The organism is Streptomyces sp. R44, assembly GCF_041053105.1.
In the GTDB taxonomy this organism is placed as follows: domain Bacteria; phylum Actinomycetota; class Actinomycetes; order Streptomycetales; family Streptomycetaceae; genus Streptomyces.
The window spans coordinates 677,933-699,920 of sequence record NZ_CP163444.1 but is presented as its reverse complement, the minus strand read 5'-3'; the positions used below and the strand labels follow the sequence as shown (position 1 = coordinate 699,920).

Here is a 21,988-nt window from a genome sequence, read left to right as displayed (position 1 = left end):
CGGTCAACCTCTTTCCCGCAGGCGGAAGCGCGTCCGTCCGGGTGAGGGCGCCGTCGGGGCGGCAGCGCCGCCCGCCGAGCGGGTACGGATCGCTGCACTGCCCCCGGCCAGGAGGATGCCGTCCCATGCCCGTCCGCAAGGGCGCCCCCGCGCTGCTGAGCGCCGGCACACTGTGCGCGGCCCTGTTGCTCAGCGGCTGCGCGAGCCCCGCACCGCCCTCACCCGCCGCACCCGTCCCGGCGTCGTCCGCGCCGGCGGCGGGTGACAGCCGCCCCGCGCCGGGACCGCCCGGCAGGGCCGCCAACGACCTCGCCTCCGCCCCGGTCCCCGCACCCCGGATCCCCGGCATCGGCCCCGCCACCCACGCCCTCGTGCCCGACGGCACCACCCAGGTCCTCGTCGCCACCGGCCCCACCGCCGACTCCAGCACGGCGACCGTCACCCTCTACCGGCGCGACCGGGCCGGCCGGTGGACCGAGACCGCCGGACCCTGGCGCGGCCACAACGCCCTCCAGGGCTGGACCGACGACCACACCGCCGGCGACCTCCGCAGCCCCATCGGGGTCTTCCGGATCGGCGACGCGGGCGGTCTGCTGCCCGACCCCGGTTCACGGCTCCCGTACGACCAGGACGACCAGTTCGAGATCAGCGGCACCGGCCTCTCCGGCGAACCCCTCGAAGGCTCCTTCGACCATGTGATCGCCATCGACTACAACCGGGTGCCCGGCCGCACCCCGCTCGACCAGGAACGCCCCCTCGGCGAGGAGAAGGGCGGCGGCGTCTGGATCCACGTCGACCACGGCGGCCCGACCCAGGCCTGCATCGCCCTGGACCGGGAGGCGCTGCGTGAACTCCTGCGCGCCCTCGACCCGGCCGCGGAACCCGTCGTCGTCATGGGCCCGGCCCCGGTCCTCGCCCGCTGACGGCCTGTGCGGCGCCGGGAGTCCACTTCCGATTCCCGGCGCCGTACGGAGTCAGGTCCCGCCGTTCGAGCCGACCGCCCCGCGGAACGAGGCCGTGTGCTCGCGGACCTGCTCCGGCGTCAGATACGCGTCCGTGTACTCGAAGTCGCGCAGCGTTCCCGCCTTCGCGGCCAGGAACCCGGTCCGTACGTAGTCGTCGCCGGCGACCGCGTTGAGCAGCCAGTTTGTCATCACCCGGGTCTTGGCCACATTCGTCCGCAGCGCCGCCCAGTGGTAGCCGCGGGCCACGGCCTGGGCGGGCGCCCCGTGCAGCTCCACACCGAGCGGCTTCGACACCCCGTCCATGCCGCCCAGGTCCACCACGAGCCCCAGGTCCTTGTGGGTGTACGGGTGGGTCCGCTCGCCCCGCAGCGTCGACACGAGATTGTCGGCGACGGCCTTGCCCTGTCGCATCGCGTGCTGCGCGGTCGGCGGGCAGATCGCCCCCTTCTCGCGCTTGGCGAGATCGGGGACCGCCGCCGCGTCGCCGAGCGCCCACACCCCGTCGAGGCCCGGCACCGCCATCTCGGCCGAGACCACGAGCCGGCCCCGGAGGGTCTCCGCGCCGAGCGTGCCGATCAGCGGACTCGCGGCCACACCGGCCGTCCAGATCAGCGTCCGGCTCGGCAGCACCCGCCCGTCCGTGAGCGTCACCGTCTCCTCGTCCACCGAGGCCACCGACACGCCGAGGGACACCTCGATGCCGCGCTTCGTCAGGATGTCCATGGCGGCGGCGCCGAGCTTCTCGCCCAGTTCGGGCATGAGCTTCGGCGCGATGTCCACCAGATGCCACTTGATGAGGTCGGGATCGAGCCGGGGGTACCGCTTGACCGCGTTCGCCGTGAGCAGCTGGAGGCAGGCCGCCGTCTCCGTCCCGGCGTAACCGCCGCCGACCACGACGAACCGCAGCCGGGCGGCCCGCTCCTCCTCGTCGTCGCTCGCATCCGCCAGGTCCAGCTGGGCGATGACGTGGTCCCGGATGTAGACGGCCTCCGCGAGCGTCTTCATCCCGCGCGCGTACTCGGCGAGCCCCGGGATGTCGAAGGTGCGTGTCACGCTGCCGGGCGCGAGGACGAGATGGTCGTACGGCTCCGTCACGAACTCCCCGGAGATCGTCCGCACCACACAGACCTTCGCCGCCGTGTCGATCCCGACCACACCGCCCGGCACGATCCGGGTCCGGTGCCGCTGGCTGCGGCGCAGCGACAGCGCGACCGACTGGGGGGTCAGTACGCCCGCGGCCACCTGGGGGAGCAGCGGCAGGTACAGCTGGTACGAGAACGGCGAGAGGAGCGTGATCACCGCCTCCCGAGCCGTGAGGCGCCGTTCGAGCCGCCGCACGCAGCCCACTCCGGCGAAACCGGCGCCCACCACGAGAATCCTCGGTCGCGTCACGCTGTCCGCCCTTCCGTATGAGCGTCGTTTCCCCCTTTTTATCGTGATTGGTGACGTATCGCTCTTCGGGTTACGTTGCCGAAGGAGATCTCACGGACCCCCAGGGAAGGCGGAACAGCGCGCATGACCACGTACAAGGTCGGCTACTTCATCGGCAGCCTGTCGGAGAAGTCCATCAACCGGATCTTGTCCCGCGCACTCCTCCGCGTGGCGCCGCCCGGCCTGGACTTCCAGGAGATCCCCATCAAGGACCTGCCGCTCTACAACCACGACTTCGACGCCGACTACCCGCCCGAGGGCAGGGCGCTCAAGGAGGCCATCGCGGCCGTCGACGCGGTCCTCTTCGTGACACCCGAGTACAACCGCTCCATCCCCGGCGCCCTCAAGAACGCCATCGACTGGGCCAGCCGCCCCTGGGGCACGAACTCCTTCACCCACAAGCCTTCCGCCGTCATCGGCGCCTCGCCCGGCAAGATCGGCACGGCCGTCGCCCAGCAGAGCCTCCGGTCGGTGCTCTCCTTCTGCAACTCCCCGCAGATGAACGCCCCCGAGGCGTACATCCAGTTCACCCCGGGGCTGTTCGACGAGGACGGCGAGGTCACCGATCCGACGACCCAGCAGTTCCTGAGCGACTTCATGGCCGACTTCAAGGCCTTCGTCGAGCGCGTCCTCACCGTCCTGCCGCCCCAGCGCTGAGGCGTGCGCGCGCGTCAGAGGACCGCGATCCCCAGCGGCCGCGAGCCCGCCGGAAGACGGCGGGTGTCGCCGGTACCGAGGTCGACGACGGTCAGACCGTCCCAGTACCCGTCCCGGGTGAAGCCGCCCGTCACATAGGCGGTGCGGCCGTCCCGGGACACGGCCACGCTCTCGTGCGGGCCCTCCAGCGGGTAGACCCGCTCCGCCCCGCCGGGCGTGCGCACCGTCAGGGAGGGCCCCTCGTCCACGTCCGGGTCGATCGGCCCGGTGCCCACGGTCAGGAGCGTCCCGTCGGCGGTCACGGCCGTGCCGTGCTGATGCGTGTTCGCGGTCATCGGCTCGATCGTCGTCCGGCCCGTCCGGGGGTCGACCACCGCGAGCCGCTCGCCCTCGAAGGGCAGCAGCAGCTTCCCGTCCGAGGGCCGCACGGCCGCGTAGTGCGGCTTGAGCCAGGAACCGAGCCCGCCCTCCGTTCCGTACGGCGCGACCTCGATCCGGCGCGGCGCCAGCGTCCCCGCCGTGACGACCGTGACGTCGAAGGAGTCGTGGTTCGTCGCGTACACCTCGGTGCCGTCCTTCGAGACGTCCACGTCGAACGGGCGCCGGCCGACCGGGACGACGTCCGTGACCTTCAGCGCCGCCGTGTCGACGACCTCCAGAGTGCCGTTCCCCCCGGGCACGTTGACCCCCACGTACACCCGCCGCCCGTCGGGCTCGAGCGCGATGCCCATGCCGCCGCCCCGGTACTCGCCCGTGGTCACCGGGCCGGTGTCGGTCCGGTACGGGATCAGCGCGAGGCGCTCGCGGCTCGCCGTGTCCACGACCGCCACGCCCTCGGCGGTCGCCACCCAGGCGCGGCCGTCCTCGCCGACGACCAGACCGTACGGCGCGGTGCCGACCCGCACGGAACCGGTGGCGCCGCGCGCCGGGTCGACGAAGGTGACCGTGTCGGAGCCGAAGTCCGTCACGAGCAGGGTGCCCGGGGCGACCGTGCCGTCCGGATCGGGCGCCACGGTGACGGGGGAGCCGGGGGTGGGCGATCCGGCCGAGGGGGAGGTCCCGGCGGGCGTCCTCGTACCTGTAGCGGAGGCCGTGCCCCCGGAGCCCTGGGCGCAGCCCGCGAGCAGCGCCACGGCCACCGCCCCGGGCGCGAGCACCCGGGCGGCACGGGACGAACGGCGGAACTTCGGCATGACGGACTCCTCGGTACGGCGACCGCGCGGACGGCCCCGCCGGGGGTCCGCGCCCTGCCCCGATCCTCCGCCCGCCGCCGCCCCCGACCGGTCCGCCGCCCGGCCCCTCCCGGGCGGCGGGACGGCCGACACGGGGGTCCACCGATCGGCTGACCCGAGGGGCCTACCGCTTGAGGCCGTCCCCGAGGGGCGTACGCCGTGAGGCCGTCCCCGAGGGCGCTAGCCCTTGAGGGCGTCCAGGAAGCACAGCACCCGCTCGGCACACAGCGCGGCCGCCTCCGGCACGTACTCCGGCGTCCCCCGCTCGGCGAACAGGTGGGCCGACCCCGGGTACAGGAAGAGCTCGCGGTCGCGGGCGCCCGCGACCAGCTCGCGGGCCGCCGCCAGGTCCCCGTCGCCGACGAAGTACGGATCGGCGTCCATGCCGTGCACCTGCACGGGAACGCCCTCCGGCCAGGCCGTGCCGAAGGCGGTCTCCGGCACACAGGCGCTCAGCAGCAGCGCGCCCGCGGCGCCGGGCCGCGTCTGCGCCAGCTTCTGCGCGGGCACCACGCCGAGCGAGAGCCCGAGGTACACGATCTCCTCGGGGAGCCCCTCGGCCGCCTTCTCGCCCCTGGCCGCGACCGTGTCGAAGCCGACCTCCTGGGCGTACCCGACGCCGGCCTCCAGGTCCTCGAACGTACGCCCCTCGTACAGATCGGGCACGTGCACCGTGTGCCCGGCCCGCCGCAGCCCGTCGGCGAACGCGCCGACGCCCTCGGTCAGCCCGAGCGCGTGGTGGAAGAGCAGTACCTCGGCCATGTCGTCATCCCCTGTGTCACCGTACGAGGCCCGCCCGCGTCGCGGCCCGGGCCACTTCGGAAGGCAGCATGACGCACGCCACTGACAACGGCGCGGAGGACGAGGTCAGAGCATCGGCCGGTGCGGGACGACGGCGCCCGCCTGGCCCACCATGCCCGCGGGCCCGCCGACGCCCATGGGACCGACGGCACCCATCGGTCCCGGGGCACCCATCGGAGCGCCCGCACCGGCGTGCGCGACGGCGCCCTGCTGCGGCGCGGGGATCCCCTGCGGAGGCATCTGGATCACACGGCTCAGATCCCGCAGAACCTCCTCGGCGACCTGGCGGACGTCACCGGGAACGTCCCCCCGCTCCCGTATGAGCTCGGCATAGATCGGTGCCGTGCCGTCCGCGTGGTTCATGGGGCTCGCTTCCTGTGACTGCGCCGGATCCGTCACCGACGGGCAGACGGCGAGTCTACGGGGCGCCACCGACACGCCCCGGATCGGGAGCCCGGTCGGCACCCCCGCGCGCGTGCCCCCACGGTGAAATTCGCTGTCCTCCGGGGGTCTCCCGCCCGATCATGGAGCATCGAACACACGGGAGGGACCCCATGAGCCAGGCGACCCTGACTCTCCATGACCTGATGCCGTCCGACGAGCTCGCCTCCGCACTCGCCGACGGGCACGTCACGCGCAAGCAGCACCCCGAGCTGCCGCTGTCGATCTACACGTACACGCGCGCGTGCCAGTACGCCCAGTACTGGAACCGGGCCACCACCCGGTGCCGCGGGCTCGTCGCCGACGACGCCACCGGGCGGATCGTCGCGCTCCCCCTCCCCAAGTTCTTCAACCTCTCCGAGCACGCCGGCGGACGCCCCTACGCGCCCCCGCTGCCCGACGAGCCCTTCGAGGTCTACGACAAGGTGGACGGCAGCCTCGCCGTCGTCTTCCACTACGCCGGCCGCTGGCACGTCGCCTCCAAGGGCTCCTTCACCAGCTCCCAGGCCACCTGGGCCCAGCGTCGCCTCGACGCCGCCGACACCACCGGTCTGACCGCCGGCGTCACCTACCTCGCCGAGATGCTCTACCCCGGCAACCGGATCGTCGTGAACTACGGCGAGCGCCGCGACCTCGTGCTGCTCGCCGCCTTCGGCCCGGACGGCACCGAGCTCCCCCTCGCCGAGGCCGCCGAGGGATGGCAGCCCCTGGGCTCCGTCGTGCGCACCTGGCCCGCCATGCGCGTCGACGAGCTCGTCGCCCTGACCGAGTCCAACACCCTCCCCGGCGGCCACCGCGCCACCGGCACCGACGCCGAGGGCTTCGTCCTGCGCTTCGCCTCCGGCCTGCGCGCCAAGGCCAAGCTCAGCGAGTACGTGCGCCTGCACAAGGTGCTCACCGGCGTCACCGAGCGGGACATCTGGCGCGGCCACGGCATCCAGCGCTTCGCCGGCCTCCCGGCCGGTGAACTGGCCAAGGGCCTCGGCTGCGCCGTCACCGACGTCGAGGCCTCCGGCGGCAAGCCCCTCGACGCCCTCCTCGACCAGGTTCCGGACGAGTTCGACGCCTGGGTCCGCGAGGTGATCGACCGGCTCGAAACGGCCGCGGCGGACCGCGAGCGGACCGTCGACGAGGCCTACGCGGAACTGGCCCACCTCGCCGGCGACCGGGCCGCCTTCGCCCGCGCCGCCACGGGCCTCGGCGACCGGGCCCTGCGCGCCCTCCTCTTCCTGCGCCTCGACGGGCGCCCGACCGACCTCCTCGTCTGGCGGCAGCTGCGCCCCGAGGCCACCGACCCCTTCGCCCATGACCAGGAGAACTGACCGTGCCCGTCGTCCACCTCATGACCGGCCTCCCGGCCTCCGGGAAGACCACCGCCGCCCGCGCCCTGCAGGCCGCCGCCGAGGGGCGGGTGCGCCGCGTCAACCTCGACGACCTCCGCGCCATGCTCGACATTCCCGCGCCGGAGCGCGGCCGCTCCCACACGCACGAGCAGACCGTGCTCGGCATCCAGGACGCGGCGGTCCGTGCCGCCGTCGACGACGGCTTCGACGTCGTCGTCGACAACACGCATCTGACCCCGCACATCCCCAAGCGGCTCAAGGCGGCCGTCGGCGGCCTCGCCACCTTCGTCGTCCACGACTTCACCGACGTGCCCGTCGACGAATGCGTCCGCCGCGACGCGGCCCGCGACCGGCCCGTCGGCGAGGAGATCATCCGCATCCTCGCCGAGAAGCACGCCAAGGCCACCCGGGGCGGCTGGCGGCTCACCGCGGACTGGCTCAACGACCGCCCCACCGTCGGCGAGCCCTACGTCCCCGACCCGGCGCTCCCCACCGCCGTCATGTGCGACATCGACGGCACCCTCGCGCTGCGCGTGGACCGGGGCCCGTACGACTTCAGCCGCTGCGACCGCGACCTGATCAACCCCTCCGTGCGCGACGCCCTGCGGGCCTTCCGGCACAGCGAGCGGGACCGGATCGTGCTGCTCTCCGGGCGCAGCGAGGACCACCGCGCCCTCACCGAGAGCTGGCTCGCCCGCCACGAGGTGCCCTACGACGAGCTGTGGATGCGCGCCTCCGGCGACGGCCGCGGCGACGACCTCGTGAAGGCGGAGCTCTTCGACGCCCATGTCCGCCACCGGTACGCGGTCCGGGTCTCCCTGGACGACCGCGACCGGGTCGTCGCCCTCTGGCGCCGTATGGGCCTGCCCACCTGGCAGGTCAACTACGGCGCCTTCTGAGCCGTCCCGGCCGGCCGCCGACGGGGGTGGGACCGCCCACCCCCGTCGCCGTGTCAGGATCGTGGGATGGTGGAGAAGATCATCGCGGCGTGCGACGGCGCGTCGAAGGGAAACCCCGGCCCCGCGGCCTGGGCATGGGTCATCGGCCGCGCCGACGGAGCGATCGACCGCTGGGAGGCGGGCCCCCTCGGCCGGGCGACCAACAACGTGGCCGAACTCACGGCCCTGGAGCGCCTCCTGGAGGCCCTCGACCCGGCCGTGCCCGCCGAGGTCCGCATGGACTCGCAGTACGCCATGAAGGCCGTCACGACCTGGCTCCCCGGCTGGCGCCGCAAGGGCTGGAAGACCGCCGCGGGCACCCCGGTCGCCAACAAGGACCTGGTCGTGCGGATCGACGCGCTGCTCACCGGGCGGGACGTCGACTTCGTGTACGTCCCCGCGCACCAGGTCGACGGCGACCCCCTCAACGACGCCGCCGACCGCGCGGCCAGCCACTCCGCCCGTACGCAAGAGCCCCTGGACTCCGCCGCCGGGGCCGAACTGCCCCCGGCCGAGCCCGCCTCGCGCGCCTCCACGCCCCGGGCGCGCGCCTCTGCGCCCCGTACGGGCTCCGCGAGCGCGGGAGGGGGATCCGCCCGCAGGAGTCGCCCGTCCGGCGGCACCCTCAACGCCAAATTCCCGGGCCGCTGCCGCTGTGGTCGTGCCTACGACAAGGGCGAGACCATCGCGAAGAACTCCGACGGCTGGGGCCATCCCACCTGCGTCTGAACCGTGGGGCCGTCCGACTGGCGGGCGGCCCCGTCCGGCCCGTGAGACCGTCCGGACCGGACGTACGGCAGGCTTCACCCTCGCGTGGACGCAGGTTCTCCCCGGGTTCTGTTCTCGGAGCGGTTGTGGCTGCATACTGATCCTCCTCGCACCCGGTGGCGAACCGTTTTACCTGCTCATTTGTCGTTCTCACGACACCTCCGGCACCGGGCGAGAACCCCCTCCTGCTGCCGCCGCGGCCACCCCGCGGCGGGAGTCGTCCCTGCCCGTGAAAGACCCGAGGATCCGTGCCAGTACCTGTTCTCCTGACCGGGCGCTCCGTGCGCCTGGAGCCGCTGGCGATGCGGCACGCCGAAGCCCTCGCCCGGGCCGGCGGGGCGGACCGAGCGGCCTACGCCTTCACCCCCGTACCCGACGGCCTCGAATCGGCCCTCGACTACATCGCCCGCGCCCTCACCGATCAGGCGGCAGGCCGGTGCCTGCCCTTCGCCCTGGTCAGTACGGCCGACGAGCGAGTCATCGGCTCGACCCGCTTCCTCGAACTCGACTACTGGCGGGGCCCGCTGATCTGGCCTCCCGTCCCCGGCATGCCCCACGGCGATCCGCTGACCGCCGTCCCGGACGCCGCCGAGATCGGGAACACCTGGATCGCCGGCGACGCCCGGGGCACCGGCATCAACACCGAGGCCAAGTACCTCATGCTCCGGCACGCCTTCGAGGCCTGGGGCGTCCGCCGCATCACCATGCGCGCCGACGCCCGCAACACCCGCTCCAGAATCGCCATCGAGCGCCTCGGAGCGACCTGCGAGGGCATCCGGCGCGCCCACTCCCGCGGCCTCGACGGCGCCGTCCGGGACACGGCCTTCTACTCGATCCTCGACGAGGAATGGCCCACCGTCCGGGACATCATCGAGCTGCGCCTCTCCACCCCCCGGCAGGTGCGCATCCCGCAGGACCTGCTGCCGGCCTGAGGCCGGGGCGGGACGTGGTCACCCCGTGACCACGTCCCGTGACCGGCGCTCGCGCCGCCGTCCCACCGGTGGTTCCATGGAGGTGACGGGAAGGACTCGGTGTGAGGACGCGGAGTAGCGGCCGTCACCGGACCGCGCACCGTGCAATCAGGATCCGCGAGAAGCGGATGAGTCCTTCCCGCCCCTCCACCCCGCTCCGGAGGGTGCGACGCGTCCCGGTACGGTGGCCGGGACACAGTGTCGTGCCACCCGAAGGGACCGAGTGACCGTGCCGACCGGAACCCCCGACGTGCTCCTCCGGACGGAGGGCCGCGCCGGGTTCATCACCCTGAACCGGCCCCGCGCCATCAACGCGCTCACCCACGCCATGGTCCTCGCCGTCGACGACGCCCTCACCGCCTGGGAGCACGATCCGGCCGTCACCACGGTCGTCATCGAAGGCGCCGGGGAGCGAGGCCTCTGCGCCGGCGGCGACATCCGCGCCATCCACGACGACGCACGCGCCGGGGGCTCCGCCTCCGCGGCGTTCTGGCGGGACGAGTACCGGCTCAACGCCCGCATCTCCCGCTACCCGAAGCCCTACGTCGCCCTCATGGACGGCATCGTGATGGGCGGCGGCGTCGGCGTCTCCGCGCACGGCTCCGTCCGCGTCGTCACCGAACGCTCCCGGGTCGCCATGCCCGAGACCGGCATCGGCTTCGTCCCCGACGTCGGCGGAACGTATCTCCTCGGCCGCGCCCCCGGCGAGCTCGGCACCCACCTCGCCCTCACCGGCGGCCACATCGGCGCCGCCGACGCGATCCTCACGGGCCTCGCCGACGCCTTCGTACCCTCCGCCGAACTCCCCGCGCTGACCCGTGATCTGACGGAGCTGCCGGCGCAGGAGGCCCTCGCCCGCCACGCCGTCGCGCCGCCTGAGGGCGTCCTCGCCGAGCACCGGGAGTGGATCGACGCCTGCTACACCGCCCCGACCGTCGAGGAGATCGTCGAGCGCCTCTTCGACACCGGCGTGCCCACCGCCAAGGAGACCGCGGAGACCCTCCTCACGCGGTCCCCGGCCGCCCTCAAGGCGACCCTGGCCACCCTCCGCCGCTCCCGCGCCCTCCCCGGCCTGGAGGAGGTCCTCGACCTGGAGTACCGCGTCTCCTGCGCGGCCCTCACCACCCCCGACCTCGTCGAGGGCATCCGCGCCCAGGTCGTCGACAAGGACCGCGACCCCCACTGGACCCCGGCGACCCTCGCCGAGGTCACGGAGGCCGACGTCGCCCGCTACTTCGCCGTGCCGGACGGCGGCGACCTCGGCCTCGCGCCGCGGGGTGGCGTGTGACCGCGAGCACCTCCTTCCAGCCCGTCCTCGACCGCATCGCCGAGGAGCTCGCCGAACTCACCGACCGCGGTACCCCGGCCGACTACATCCCGGCCCTCGCGGCGGGCGACCCGCGCGACTTCGGCATGGCCGTGGCGGAACTCGACGGCACGGTCTACGGAGTCGGGGACTGGCGGCGCCCGTTCTCCACGCAGTCCGTCACCAAGGTCTTCACCCTCGCGCTCGCCCTCGCCGGGGAGGGCGACGCCCTCTGGGCGCACGTCGGCCGGGAACCGTCCGGCGACCCGTTCAACTCCCTCGTGCAGCTGGAGTACGAACACGGCATCCCGCGCAACCCCTTCATCAACGCGGGCGCCCTCGTGGTGACCGACCGGCTGCACCGCCTGACCGGCGACGCCTCCGGAACCCTGCTCGACTTCCTGCGGGCCGAGAGCGGCAACCCGGACCTCGCCTTCGACGCCGGCGTCGCCGCCTCCGAAGCGTCCCACGGCGACCGCAACGCGGCCCTCGCCCACTTCATGGCCTCGTACGGCAACATCACGGGCCCCGTCCCCGACCTGCTCCGCGAGTACTTCCGCCAGTGCTCCCTGGAGGCCTCCTGCGGCGACCTGGCCCTCGCCACCGGCTTCCTGGCCCGGCACGGGCTCCGCGCCGACGGCAGCCGCCTGCTGACCCGCAGTCAGGCCAAGCAGGTCAACGCCGTCATGCTGACCTGCGGCACCTACGACGCGGCCGGGGACTTCGCCTACCGCGTCGGGCTCCCCGGCAAGAGCGGCGTCGGAGGGGCGGTCGTGGCCGTCGTCCCGGGCCGCTGCACCCTGTGCGTGTGGAGCCCGGGCCTGGACAGCCGGGGCAACTCGGTGGCGGGCGTGACGGCACTCGACCGGTTCACGACGATCACGGGACTCTCGGTCTTCTGACGGGCGGCGCGGGTGCGCCCCGTGGTCAGCGGGGCCAGTCCGGCGCCGGGTCCTCGTCGAGGAGGGGCCGCAGGGCGCCCACGACCGCTCCGACGCACACGTCGCGCAGCTCGGTGCGGGTACAGGTCTCGTGGGTCAGCCAGTCCACGCACAGCACCTGCACGAAGACCAGCCAGCTCTTCAGGACCCCCGACACGGCCGCCCGGGTCGGGTCGTCGGCGAGGGGCAGCGCGCCGAGCAACCGCTCGCGCAGGACGTCGAGTTCACCGTCGATGATCGTCTGGACGAGCCGGTCCCCGGCCAGGACGCGGTTGGCCGCGAGAACGGTGTGGCGGTTCTCCGCGAAGTAGTCGATGTGCGCGTCGAGGCCCTGCGTCAGCTGCTCGACCAGGGTGTCGGCCGGGTCGAGCCGCGTCTTCGCCAGCAGCTGCTCGGAGACCTCCTGGTAGAGGGCGGCGAAGAGATCCCGCTTGCTGGGGAAGTGCTGGTAGAGCAGGGCGCGGGAGACCCCGGCCCGCTCGGCGACCTCCTCCATCAGCACCTGGTCGTACGGCAGCGCCGCGAAGAGCCGGGCGGCGACGTCCAGGAGCTGGGCGCGGCGGTCGGAGGGGCTGAGGCGTCTGCGGGGAGGCACGCCACCAGCTTACTTGACAGGTGTCCAGTAAGCGGCCGTACGCTGGCACGCGCACCACTACTAGATGCGTGTCTACTGATGGGGGTCGCGGACATGAGCAGAGCCAAGGCGCTTCGGGGGCTCGCCCTGACCATGGGCTACGCCTGCGTGGCCATCGGACTCCTCCACGTCCTGGCCGGCAACGCCGCGATTCCGGGGGCCGAGTCGGCCGGTGCGACCGTCGACAGCCTCGGACGGTTCTTCGGCGCGATCTTCGCCGGCTACGGCCTCGCCTGGCTCTGGGCGGCGAGACGGTCACCGATCCCCGCCGCGGCCGTACGCGGTCTCACCGCCGTGTTCCTGCTGGGAGCGCTCGGGAGACTGCTGTCCCTCGCCGTCGAGGGCCGGCCGCACTGGTTCCAGCTCGCGCTGGCCGCCCTCGAACTCGCCCTCTCCCCGCTGCTGTTCTGGCTGGCGGACGCGGACGAGGAGGCGCGGGCCGCCTGACCGAGGCCCCGGAATCAGCCGGTCGTCCCCCCGCCGCCGAGAGCCGCCGGTTCGCCCAGGGCGGCCGCCGCCGTCCGCCACGCCTCGGTCACGGCGCCGTGCGCCAGCTCCGTCGCCGCGGCCACGTCGTCGGGCAGATACAGCGGCGCACCGATGTGGACGTGCAGGCCCGGCCGGCGGACGGGCGCGGTGAGCACTCCGGCGAGCTGCTTCGCCCGCCCGCCCGAGGTGATCCGCCGGGCACCCGCCTGGCCGATCGGCACGACCGGCGCACCCGTCGCCCGCGCGAGCCGCGCGAGTCCGGTACGGAACATCTCCGGCGGGTTCTCGGCGGCGTCCCGGCGCGGCGGGATGCGCCCCTCCGCGTACAGCATCACGTGCCGTCCCGAGGCGAGCGCCACCGCCGCGTGGTCCAGGGCCGCCGCGGCGCGCGCCGAGTTGCGGTGGACGGGCACATGACCCTCGCGGGTCAGCGCCCGGCCGAGCAGCGGGACCCGCCAGAGCCCCGAGGTGGCGAGGAGGACCGGCTCGACGGCGAGTCGTCTGCGCAGCGCGGCGAGCACGAGCGCCGGGTCGGCCGGCGAGGTGTGGTTCACGACGAGGATGCTGCCCGGCGCGAACCGGGCCCCGGGGTCCGAGGTGACGGTCAGTCGTCCGAAGAACGGGACGACGTGGGCGGCGAGACGGCTGAGCACGGAAGGCCCCCTGGAGCCGAGGCGGAACGATGACGGAACCATCGTCCGGGGACCCCGAGGACCGGACATGAGCATCCGTACTCAACCGCCGTGCGTACCGGGTACCGCGTCGTCATGAGCCCCGTCTACGCTGAGTCCTGACAGGGCGGCGACCAGGGGTGGGGGAGGGGACGGTGGGGCGTCCGGTGCGTCGAATCGCGGCCCTCGTGCCCGCGATCCTCTGCGTACTCTGGTCCTTCCTACTGGTCCCGGCATCCCCGGTGCCGCCGCAGGGCGCCCCGACGTCGACCGCCGCCCCGCAGGGCGCCCCGACGTCGACGACCGCACCGCAGGGCCCCGCGGCATTCACCGCGGGCACCAGCCCCCGAAGCCCCTCGCCCGCCGCCCCGCGCGCCGACTCGGCCGAGCCGCGTCTCGCGCCCGCCGCAGTCGTCGGGCTTCCGGCCGCCGTCGAGAACCCCGTGCGGTTCCCGGCGGCACCCGCCGCCCCGGCCGCCGCGCCCGTCGACGTCTCCGTACCGGCGCGCGGTCTCCTCGAAGGCGACCCGCGCCGTGAGCGCGCGCCGCCCGGCGGCCCCCGTCGCCCGCGTGAGTCGCGCGGACCACCCTCCACCCGGCACAGCTGACGTCCCGCGTCGCCGTCCGGTCCTTCGGCATGTCCACGGCCCGGCCCCGACGCGCATCCGACCGAACGCCCCGCACGGACAGCGGGCGCCGTCCCGCAGAGGCGGCGCCCGCCGAGCCGTGCGCACGCCCGTGGAGAACCCATGTCCTCTCGTGCCTCGCTCCGGCGCGCGCTCCTCGCGCTCGCCGTCGTCGCGCTCTCCCTCTGGATCACCCTGACCACCCCGCCCCGCCTCGGACTCGACCTCCGCGGCGGCACCCGCATCGTCCTGCAGACCGAGCACGGCCCCACCGTCCGCGCCGACGCCGCCGCCACCGACCGCGCCCTGGAGGTGCTCCGCAAGCGGGTGGACGGCCTCGGTGTCGCGGAACCCTCCCTCGCCCGCTCCGGCGAGCGCCGCATCGTCGTCGAACTGCCCGGCCTGCGCGACCCGCGCCAGGCGGCCGAGACCATCGGCCGTACGGCGCAGCTCACCTTCCACGCCGTCACCGGCACGGCACAGGGACCGGCCCGACCGGCGGCCGCCGGCGGGACGCGCGTCCTGGCCGACCCGGACGCCCCCGGCAGCTTCCTCGCCCTCGCGGCACCCGCCCTCACCGGCGACGGCGTCAAGAGCGCCGAGGCCGTCCTCGACACGGCCACCGGCCGCGGCTGGACCGTCGACCTCGTCTTCCGCGACCGAGCGGCCGCCGGCTGGGCGAAGCTGACCGGCGACGCCGCCTGCGCCGCCCCTGCGGACCCGGCGCGCCGTGTCGCGATCGTCCTCGACGACCGGATCGTCTCCGCACCCGGCATGCAGGCCGGCGTCCCCTGTGGGGCGGGCATCGGCGGCGGCTCCGCGCAGATCACCGGCGGGTTCTCCGCCCAGGAGGCGCGCGACCTCGCGGCGCTCGTGCAGGGCGGCGCGCTGCCCGTGCCGGTGACGACGGTCGAGCAGAGCACCGTGGGCCCGACGCTCGGCGCCGAGGCGATCCGCGCCAGCGCCCTGGCCGCCGCCATCGGCCTGGCCTGCACGGGACTCTTCGTGATGGTGGTGTACCGGCTCCTCGGCGTCCTCGCCACCCTCGCGCTCCTGTTGTACGGACTGATCTCGTACGCCGCCGTCGTCGCCGTGGGAGCCACCCTCACGCTGCCCGGTCTCGCCGGCTTCGTCCTGGCCATCGGCATCGCCGTGGACGCGAACGTCCTGGTCTTCGAACGGGCCAGGGAGGAGTACGCCCTGCTCGGCCGGTCCGCCGGACGGGATCTGCGGCGGCCGGTCGCGACGGCGTTCGGCAAGGTGTGGAGTGCCGTCGCGGACTCCCACATCACCACCCTGCTCGCGGCCGGACTGCTGTTCGTCTTCGCCACGGGACCGGTCAAGGGCTTCGGCGTGACGCTCGCGATCGGTGTCCTCACCTCACTGATCACCGCGATGGTGATCACCCGGCTCCTCGCCGACCTGACGCTGGGCCTGCCCGCCGTTCGCAGGCGGCCGGCCGTGACCGGCATGGCATCGCTCGGCCGGCTGCGGACCCGGCTGACCCGCCGTGTGCCGCGCCTGATGGGGCACCGGCGCCGCTGGCTGACCGGCTGCGCCGGGCTGCTGCTGGTGGCCCTTGCCGGAATCGGCGTGCGCGGAGTGGAGTTCGGCGTCGAGTTCACCGGCGGCCGGGTCGTCCAGTACACCGCCGAACGCCCGGTGGACGCCGACACGGCCCGTACGGCCGTCGCGGCCGCCGGCTTCCCCGACGCCGTCGTGCAGACGACAGGCGACAGCGACGTCTCGGTGCGGGTGCGGGAGACCGGTGACGGCGAGCAGCGGGAGATGAGGGAGGCACTCACCCGGGTCGCCGGCCCGGTGGAGGTGGAGCGCGACGACCTGATCGGCCCCAGCCTCGGCGGAGAGCTCCGCACCCACGCCCTCCTCGCGCTCGGCCTGGCGGTCGCGGCCCAACTCCTGTACCTGACGGTGCGGTTCCGCTGGACGTACGCCACGGCGGCCGTGGCGGCGATGACGCAGGACGTCCTGCTGGTGGTCGGCCTGTTCGCGTGGCTGGGCAAGCCCGTGGACAGCGTCTTCCTCGCCGCGCTGCTGACCGTCGTCGGCTACTCGGTCAACGACTCCGTGGTCGTCCTCGACCGGTTGCGGGAGCTGCGCCGCAGGGGCGGGGGCGTGCCGCTCGCGGACCTCGCCGACCGGGCCGTCGCCCAGACCCTGCCCCGTACGGTCAACACCGGCATGGGGGCGCTCTTCGTCCTGGTGGCGCTCGCGGTCCTGGGCGGGGACTCGCTCACGGACTTCTCCGTCGCGCTCCTGGCGGGCGTCGTGCTCGGCATGGCGTCCACGGTGTTCACGGCGATGCCGCTGGCCGTGGGCCTGGAGACCCGCAACCCGGCGCCGGCCGCGACCGCGCCGCGCCGGCGCGCGGGCGCCGTGGTCTGACGGAGCCGGCCCGTCGCCCTCCCCGTACAGGAGGGGGCGACGGGCCGGTGTCCAGGTCAGGAGTGGTCGAACCAGGAGAGGGCCGCGATCCGCCAGCCCTCCGGCGTCCGGACGAACTGCATCGTCTTGGTGCCCTCCCCGCCGTAGGGCTTCCCGTCGAGGACCCCGGACTTGGCGTAGGTGCCGAACCGCGAGGCGATGTCGCCCTCGATCCGCGTCTCCTCGGAGGTCTCCCACTCGGAGAACTCGACGAGCCGCCCGTCGGAGAGCAGCCGCTCGCGCGGCACGACGAACTCCTCCACGGAGTACGTGGTGAAGGTGGGCGCCGTGCAGACGATGACCCCCTGGGGCAGGACGAGTCGCCGGATCCGCTCCACGTCGGGTGCCTTGCCGCCCCGGTTGTCGAACGCGCCGTAGAACTCGGCGGTCACCTGGTCAATCTCGGTCTTGGACATGACACGACCCTACGCCTCGTCCCGCCCCTCGGCGGTGAGCCGTCCTCCGCGCAGGGTGAGCATGCGGTGGCAGAGGTGCCGCACGGTAGCCGTGTCGTGGGAGACGAACAACAGGCCGATCCCCAAGTCGTCCTGAAGGTCCATCAGGAGATTGAGGACACCCGCCCGCACCGTGGGGTCGAGGGCCGAGGTCGGCTCGTCGAGCACAAGGAGCTCCGGCCGGCCGGCCAGGGCCCGGGCGATGCCCACCCGCTGGCACTGGCCGCCGGACAGCTCGTGCGGCAGCCGCGCCCCGAGCGCCGGGTCCAGGCCCACGAGCCCGAGGAGCTCCGCGACCCGCGCGGGTCCTTCCGCGGCCGACCACAGGCCGTGCAGTCGCAGGGGCTCGGCGAGCTGCTCGCGGATCCGGCGCCGGGGGGAGAGCGAACCGTACGGATCCTGGAACACCGGCTGGAACCGGCGCCGCAGCGGCCGCAGTTCCCGCTCCCGCAGCGCCGTCAGCTCGACCCCGTCGAAGCGGACCGAACCGGCGTCCGGCCGCAGCAGCCCGAGCACGGCCGCGGCCGTCGTCGACTTCCCGCACCCCGACGGGCCCACCAGGCCGACGGCCTCCCCCGCCGCCACCGTGAACGACACCCCGTCCAGGACCGTCCGTGCCCCGCGCCGGACGACGAGGTCCCGCACGTCGAGCAGGGCGCTCACGCGGCCGCCTCCCCCGGGTGATGGCAGGCCACCAGCCGGCCCCCGAACGCCCTCGTCCCGGGATCCTCACCCCGGCACAGGGCGTCCGCGCGCGGACACCGAGGGGCGAAGGCGCACCCCGCGGCGGGCAGCCGTGGAACACCCTCGAACGAGGGGAGCCGCGAGCGGTGCGGCAACCCGGCCGTCGGGAGGGAGGCCAGCAGGCCGCGGGTGTACGGGGCGGCCGGGCGCCCCAGCACCGCCTCGGCCGCGCCGAGTTCGACGATCCGGCCCGCGTGCGTCACGGCGACCCGGTCGGCGTGCCGGCGTACGGACTCCAGGTCGTGGCTCACCAGGAGCAGCGCCGCCCCGGCCGCCGTGCAGCGCTCCCGCAGCAGCGCGAGGACCTGATCCCGCCGCTCGGGGTCGAGCGCGGTCGTCGGCTCGTCGGCCACCACCAGGTCCGGCCCGTTGACCAGCGCCATCGCGATGACCGCACGCTGCCGCATCCCGCCCGACAGGGCATGCGGATACGCGGACGCCGCCGCGCCGGTCAGGCCGACCTCCGCGAGGGCCCGCCGCGCGACCGCCAGGGCCGCACCGCGCCGCCTCCCCGTCGACGTCCGTGCTGCGAAGGCCAGTTGGGCGTCGACCCGGTGGACGGGGGAGAGGGAGGCCATCGCGTCCTGCGGGATCCACGCGAGCCGCCGACCCAGGTCGGCCGAAGTGACCGGGGCGCCGCGCAGCAGCACGCGGCCGGAGACGGCGGCCCCGCGCGGCGCGAGGCCGAGGAGCGCCCGGCCCGTCAGGGACTTGCCCGCGCCGGACTCGCCGACCAGCGCCAGGACCTCACCCGGGTGGACGTCGAAGGAGACCCCGCGCACGGCCTGGGCGCCCGCGAAGGACACGCGCAGCCCCTCGACGACGAGCAGGGGTTCAGACGGAGGGAGCGGCAACGGACGGGACCTTTCGTGCGGTACGGGTACGGGTACGGGGTCGGGCGGGCCGGAGCCGCGGGGAGCCCTGCGACAGGGAGACGGCGAGCGCGGCGAGCAGGGCGAGGGCCACGGCCGGGGCGAGCGCGGCCACCGGAGCCCGCTCGACGTAGTCGGCCGACTCGTCCAGGAGCAGCCCCCACTCGGGCGACGGCGGCTGTGCTCCGAGCCCCAGGAAGCCGAGCGAGGCGAGCGCCAGGGCCACCCCGGGCAGCCGCAGCACCGCGTGCCGGGCGACCGGACCGGCCACCGACGGCAGGACGTGCCGGGTCCACACCCACCACGGCCCCGCGCCGAGCGCCCGTTGGGCGACGAGGAACCCGGACGCCCGCACCTCCTGGACGAGCGCCGCCGCGTGGGAGGCGAGCGGCGGCCAGGCGCCGAGCGTCACGGCCAGCGCCGCCGCTCCCGCGCCGGGCCCGGTCACGGCGGCCACCAGGAGCCCGAGGACGACGGGCGGCAGCGCGTTGGCGACGTCCGCGAACGCCGCCGCGGGCCCCGGGAGGAGTCCGAGCACGAGCGCGACCACCAGGGCCGCGAGGGTCACGGCGGCGGCCGTGCCGACCGTCGCCGCCGCGCCGTGCCCGAGGCGGGCCAGCACGTCGCGCCCCAACGCGTCGGCGCCCAGCGGCCGTTCGGCCGACGGCCCGGCGAGGCGCGCGCCGAGGTCGACGGCGTACGGATCGCGCAGCAGCCCCCAGCCGATCACCCCGGCGAGCACGACGGCGAGCGCCACCGGCACGGCGACGGGGATCCGCCGGGGCCGGGGCGGCGGCAGGCTGAGGCCCGCCTCCCGCAGCGCGGGCCCGAGCAGCACGCGCCGCACCAGCGATGCCGACCCGCCCGTGAGCAGGCCGAGTCCGAGGAGCACGAGGACACAGCCCTGGAGCAGCGGCAGGTCCTGCGACCGGGCCGCGCCGAGCGCCGTACGCCCGATGCCCGGCACGGCGAAGACGGTCTCCACGGCGACGGCCCCGCCGGTCAGCCCGACGACCACCATGCCGAACTGCCCGGCGAGCGCGGGCAGCGTCCGCCGGAGCGCGGCCGCCCGGATCCGGGCCGTGCCGGTGCCCGCCCCGCGCCACAGTTCGACCCAGCGCTCCGCCAGGACGGCGGGGAGCGCGTCGGCGACGAGCCGGCCGAGCAGCGCGCCGGCCGGGAGGCCCAGGGCGAGCGCGGGCAGCACCACATGGGCCGGGCCCACCCAGCCCGAGGTGGGCAGCCATCCCAGCCACACCCCGACGACGATCAGCAGCGCCAGGGCCGGCAGGAACTCCGGCACCGAGGTCAGCATCGCGGCCACCGCGCCACCCGTGGCCCGGCCCCGCAGCAGCACCGGGGCGGCGAACAGCGCCCCGACGACGAGCGCGACGAGCAGTGCCGCCCCCATCAGGGTCAGCGACACGCCGAGTCCCGCCGTGACCGACGGCAGTACCTCCGCGCCCGACACCCAGGAGGTCCCGAGGTCGCCGTGCGGCACCCCGCCGGCCCAGTCGCCGAGCAGCGCCCACGGTCCGGAGCCGAGCCCGAGGTCGGCGCGGATCGCGGCCAGCGCCTCGGCGGTCGGCTCCTGTTCGGCGGACCGGGCGCGCAGCACCCGCAGCGCGGGGTCCTCGCCGGAGAGCAGGGGCAGCAGTCCGACCAGGGCCAGGACGCCGAGCAGCGCTCCCGCCCTGACAGCGACGGCCTTCACCGTACGTACGTGTCGACGGTGACGAGTTCGCGTTCGCGGGGGTCGTGCGCGGCGCCCACGACACCGGCGGCGTCGCCCTGGACGACGCGCTCGTGCAGCATCGGCACGGCCGCGTCGGTGGCGAGCACGGCGGCCTCCGCCGCGACGATCGCCCGGCGGCGGGCCTCGCCGACGGGAGCCGCCGACGCGGTGGCGAGCGCCCGGTCGACGCCCGGGTCCGAGAGCTGGGAGAGGTGGAAGGAGCCGTCGCTCGCGAAGTCGCTGTACAGGTAGGCGGCGGGGTCGCCGGAGTCCAGGACGGTGGCCCGTGACAGGACGAACGCGTCGAACTTCCCGGCCAGCGCGTCCGCCTCGACGGCGGCGTACTCCCGCACGTCGAGCCGCACTCTGAACCCGGCCTTCTCCAGCTGCTGTTGGAGCAGCTGAGCGACCTCGGGCAGCTCGGCCCGGTCGGTGAACGTGCCGATGGTGATCGCGGCGCCCCGCGGGGCGGCCGCGGGGGTGTGCCGCACCGGTGCGCGCAGCGGCGCCGCCCACGGCAGGGCGGGGCCGAGGAGCCCGGTGGCGAGGTCGGCCCGGCCCTCGTACACCCCGGCGACCAGACCGCGCGCGTCGACGGCGGCCCGGGCGGCGGCCCGCAGGCCCGGGTCCTTGAACGGGCCGCGCCGGGTGTTGAGGTAGAGGGTGTTGGTGCGCGGCATCGGCACCTCGGTGAGCAGCTCCTGGTCGAGCAGCCGGGCCTGCGCGACGGGGACGGCCTCGACGATGTCGGCCTCACCGGTGCGCAGCGCGGCGGCCCGGGCGGTGCCGTCGGGGACGTAGCGGACGTCGATGCCGGTGGCCTTGGCGCGCCCGCCCCAGTACCGCTCGTACCGGTCGAGGGTCGCCGACGCGGTCCCGTCGGCCCGGACGAGCACGAACGGTCCCGTCCCGGCCCCGACGGGGTTCACGGTCCGTCCCGCGTACGCCTTGGCGGCGAGGATCGCGAGCTGCGGCGAGCTGAGCCGCTGCGGTACGAGGGGGTCGGCGGCGCCCGTGGTGACGGTGACCGCGGTAGGGCCCGCCGCGCGGACGGTGAGGTCGACCCCGTCGAGGATGCGGGGCTTCGGCGAGGCCCGTACGGCGGCGGTGAGGGAGCGGACGACGGCCTCGGCGGTCAGGATCGTCCCGTCGTGGAACGTCACCCGCTCGCGCAGGGTGAACGTCCAGGTGCGCCCGGACCGCCGCCACCCGGTGGCCAGCGAGGGGACGGCGTTCCCGTCGCGGTCGAGCCGGACCAGGGTCTCGGCGGTGGACCAGCGCGACAGCTTGAAGGCGTCGTCGGACAGCGGGGACAGCCCGGACCGGGGTGGCTGCATCATCGCGACCCGTATCCGCCCGCTCGCGTCCTCACCTCCCGCCCCGCTCCCGGCGAAGCAGCCGCCGAGCAGGGCGGTCGCCGCGACCACGGCGACGAGGGACGAGGGGCCGCGCCACGACGGGCGGGAACGGTGCGAAGGCAGGCGGAACACAGGGGTCCTCAGGGGAGCGACGTGCGGGGACGC

General features: G+C 74.8%; 22 protein-coding genes. 11 read left to right on the top strand and 11 right to left on the bottom strand.

Going from position 1 to position 21,988, the window contains the following annotated elements; translation table 11 throughout:
• Positions 1-125 precede the first annotated feature (125 nt).
• A complete protein-coding gene (locus AB5J54_RS03415; RefSeq protein WP_369142367.1) occupies positions 126-923 on the top strand; it encodes a hypothetical protein in 798 nt (265 codons plus the stop codon).
• A 51-nt stretch (positions 924-974) separates the two neighbouring features.
• Here the strand turns inward: AB5J54_RS03415 and AB5J54_RS03410 are convergent, their stop codons facing one another.
• Positions 975-2,357, bottom strand: a complete 1,383-nt coding sequence (locus AB5J54_RS03410; protein WP_369142366.1) for an NAD(P)/FAD-dependent oxidoreductase — start codon at positions 2,355-2,357, stop codon at positions 975-977.
• Between the two features lie 123 nt (positions 2,358-2,480).
• On the opposite strand from AB5J54_RS03410, the gene AB5J54_RS03405 reads away from it, so the two are divergent.
• On the top strand, positions 2,481-3,053 hold the full coding sequence (locus tag AB5J54_RS03405) for an NADPH-dependent FMN reductase (protein ID WP_369142365.1): 573 nt from the start codon (positions 2,481-2,483) through the stop codon (positions 3,051-3,053).
• A 14-nt stretch (positions 3,054-3,067) separates the two neighbouring features.
• Here AB5J54_RS03405 and AB5J54_RS03400 read toward each other — a convergent pair whose 3' ends face one another.
• From AB5J54_RS03400 to AB5J54_RS03390, 3 genes are all read right to left on the bottom strand, one after another.
• Complete coding sequence (locus tag AB5J54_RS03400; protein ID WP_369142364.1) at positions 3,068-4,246, bottom strand: YncE family protein; 1,179 nt, start codon at positions 4,244-4,246, stop codon at positions 3,068-3,070.
• Positions 4,247-4,465: 219 nt separating this feature from the next.
• A complete protein-coding gene (locus tag AB5J54_RS03395; protein ID WP_369142363.1) occupies positions 4,466-5,047 on the bottom strand; it encodes a dienelactone hydrolase family protein in 582 nt (193 codons plus the stop codon).
• Positions 5,048-5,152: 105 nt separating this feature from the next.
• A complete protein-coding gene (locus AB5J54_RS03390; RefSeq protein WP_369142362.1) occupies positions 5,153-5,449 on the bottom strand; it encodes a hypothetical protein in 297 nt (98 codons plus the stop codon).
• A gap of 191 nt (positions 5,450-5,640) precedes the next feature.
• On the opposite strand from AB5J54_RS03390, the gene AB5J54_RS03385 reads away from it, so the two are divergent.
• From AB5J54_RS03385 to AB5J54_RS03360, 6 genes are all read left to right on the top strand, one after another.
• The gene (locus tag AB5J54_RS03385) at positions 5,641-6,849 is read left to right on the top strand and encodes an RNA ligase (protein WP_369142361.1); all 1,209 of its coding nucleotides are present in this window, start codon (positions 5,641-5,643) and stop codon (positions 6,847-6,849) included.
• 2 nt (positions 6,850-6,851) lie between these two features.
• Positions 6,852-7,769, top strand: coding sequence for an AAA family ATPase (locus AB5J54_RS03380; protein ID WP_369142360.1), 918 nt, complete (start codon positions 6,852-6,854; stop codon positions 7,767-7,769).
• A gap of 66 nt (positions 7,770-7,835) precedes the next feature.
• A complete protein-coding gene (locus AB5J54_RS03375; protein WP_369142359.1) occupies positions 7,836-8,537 on the top strand; it encodes a ribonuclease H in 702 nt (233 codons plus the stop codon).
• Between the two features lie 287 nt (positions 8,538-8,824).
• A complete protein-coding gene (locus tag AB5J54_RS03370; RefSeq protein WP_369142358.1) occupies positions 8,825-9,508 on the top strand; it encodes a GNAT family N-acetyltransferase in 684 nt (227 codons plus the stop codon).
• 262 nt (positions 9,509-9,770) lie between these two features.
• Positions 9,771-10,835 (top strand): enoyl-CoA hydratase/isomerase family protein, encoded by a 1,065-nt coding sequence (locus AB5J54_RS03365; protein ID WP_369142357.1) that lies wholly within the window; start codon positions 9,771-9,773, stop codon positions 10,833-10,835.
• Complete coding sequence (locus tag AB5J54_RS03360) at positions 10,832-11,755, top strand: glutaminase (protein ID WP_369142356.1); 924 nt, start codon at positions 10,832-10,834, stop codon at positions 11,753-11,755. The genes AB5J54_RS03365 and AB5J54_RS03360 overlap by 4 nt, the downstream gene beginning before the upstream one ends.
• Positions 11,756-11,780: 25 nt before the next feature.
• Here the strand turns inward: AB5J54_RS03360 and AB5J54_RS03355 are convergent, their stop codons facing one another.
• Entirely contained in the window at positions 11,781-12,389 is a 609-nt protein-coding gene (locus AB5J54_RS03355; protein ID WP_369142355.1) for a TetR/AcrR family transcriptional regulator, read from the bottom strand.
• 93 nt (positions 12,390-12,482) lie between these two features.
• On the opposite strand from AB5J54_RS03355, the gene AB5J54_RS03350 reads away from it, so the two are divergent.
• Complete coding sequence (locus tag AB5J54_RS03350; RefSeq protein ID WP_369142354.1) at positions 12,483-12,875, top strand: DUF4345 domain-containing protein; 393 nt, start codon at positions 12,483-12,485, stop codon at positions 12,873-12,875.
• Positions 12,876-12,889: 14 nt separating this feature from the next.
• Here the strand turns inward: AB5J54_RS03350 and AB5J54_RS03345 are convergent, their stop codons facing one another.
• Positions 12,890-13,570 carry a lysophospholipid acyltransferase family protein gene (locus AB5J54_RS03345; RefSeq protein ID WP_369142353.1) on the bottom strand — a complete coding sequence of 227 codons (681 nt, stop codon included), beginning with the start codon at positions 13,568-13,570 and terminating at the stop codon, positions 12,890-12,892.
• A 185-nt stretch (positions 13,571-13,755) separates the two neighbouring features.
• Between AB5J54_RS03345 and AB5J54_RS03340 the strand changes: the two genes are divergently transcribed.
• Both AB5J54_RS03340 and secD read left to right on the top strand, forming a co-directional pair.
• Positions 13,756-14,196: a hypothetical protein gene (locus tag AB5J54_RS03340; RefSeq protein WP_369142352.1), complete on the top strand. Its 441-nt coding sequence runs from the start codon at positions 13,756-13,758 to the stop codon at positions 14,194-14,196.
• A 141-nt stretch (positions 14,197-14,337) separates the two neighbouring features.
• The gene (gene secD / locus AB5J54_RS03335) at positions 14,338-16,620 is read left to right on the top strand and encodes a protein translocase subunit SecD (protein WP_369142351.1); all 2,283 of its coding nucleotides are present in this window, start codon (positions 14,338-14,340) and stop codon (positions 16,618-16,620) included.
• Positions 16,621-16,676: 56 nt separating this feature from the next.
• On the opposite strand, the gene AB5J54_RS03330 is transcribed toward secD, so the two are convergent.
• From AB5J54_RS03330 to AB5J54_RS03310, 5 genes are read right to left on the bottom strand one after another with little or no spacing between them, the layout of a single operon-like run.
• On the bottom strand, positions 16,677-17,075 hold the full coding sequence (locus tag AB5J54_RS03330; RefSeq protein WP_369142350.1) for a DUF4440 domain-containing protein: 399 nt from the start codon (positions 17,073-17,075) through the stop codon (positions 16,677-16,679).
• Positions 17,076-17,084: 9 nt separating this feature from the next.
• Positions 17,085-17,777, bottom strand: a complete 693-nt coding sequence (locus AB5J54_RS03325) for an ABC transporter ATP-binding protein (protein ID WP_369142349.1) — start codon at positions 17,775-17,777, stop codon at positions 17,085-17,087.
• On the bottom strand, positions 17,774-18,712 hold the full coding sequence (locus tag AB5J54_RS03320; RefSeq protein ID WP_369142348.1) for an ABC transporter ATP-binding protein: 939 nt from the start codon (positions 18,710-18,712) through the stop codon (positions 17,774-17,776). The genes AB5J54_RS03325 and AB5J54_RS03320 overlap by 4 nt, the downstream gene beginning before the upstream one ends.
• The gene (locus AB5J54_RS03315; protein ID WP_369142347.1) at positions 18,693-20,444 is read right to left on the bottom strand and encodes an ABC transporter permease subunit; all 1,752 of its coding nucleotides are present in this window, start codon (positions 20,442-20,444) and stop codon (positions 18,693-18,695) included. Before AB5J54_RS03315 ends, AB5J54_RS03320 begins: the two co-directional genes overlap by 20 nt.
• Positions 20,441-21,892: an ABC transporter substrate-binding protein gene (locus AB5J54_RS03310; RefSeq protein ID WP_369142346.1), complete on the bottom strand. Its 1,452-nt coding sequence runs from the start codon at positions 21,890-21,892 to the stop codon at positions 20,441-20,443. Before AB5J54_RS03310 ends, AB5J54_RS03315 begins: the two co-directional genes overlap by 4 nt.
• Positions 21,893-21,988: the final 96 nt, after the last annotated feature.

Coding starts and splice junctions, on each gene's coding strand:
- AB5J54_RS03415 (WP_369142367.1), top strand. CDS start 126: ATGCCCGTCCGCAAGGGCGCCCCCGCGCTGCTGAGCGCCGGCACACTG.
- AB5J54_RS03385 (WP_369142361.1), top strand. CDS start 5,641: ATGAGCCAGGCGACCCTGACTCTCCATGACCTGATGCCGTCCGACGAG.
- AB5J54_RS03405 (WP_369142365.1), top strand. CDS start 2,481: ATGACCACGTACAAGGTCGGCTACTTCATCGGCAGCCTGTCGGAGAAG.
- AB5J54_RS03330 (WP_369142350.1), bottom strand. CDS start 17,075: ATGTCCAAGACCGAGATTGACCAGGTGACCGCCGAGTTCTACGGCGCG.
- AB5J54_RS03400 (WP_369142364.1), bottom strand. CDS start 4,246: ATGCCGAAGTTCCGCCGTTCGTCCCGTGCCGCCCGGGTGCTCGCGCCC.
- AB5J54_RS03395 (WP_369142363.1), bottom strand. CDS start 5,047: ATGGCCGAGGTACTGCTCTTCCACCACGCGCTCGGGCTGACCGAGGGC.
- AB5J54_RS03375 (WP_369142359.1), top strand. CDS start 7,836: ATGGTGGAGAAGATCATCGCGGCGTGCGACGGCGCGTCGAAGGGAAAC.
- AB5J54_RS03350 (WP_369142354.1), top strand. CDS start 12,483: ATGAGCAGAGCCAAGGCGCTTCGGGGGCTCGCCCTGACCATGGGCTAC.
- secD (WP_369142351.1), top strand. CDS start 14,338: ATGTCCTCTCGTGCCTCGCTCCGGCGCGCGCTCCTCGCGCTCGCCGTC.
- AB5J54_RS03390 (WP_369142362.1), bottom strand. CDS start 5,449: ATGAACCACGCGGACGGCACGGCACCGATCTATGCCGAGCTCATACGG.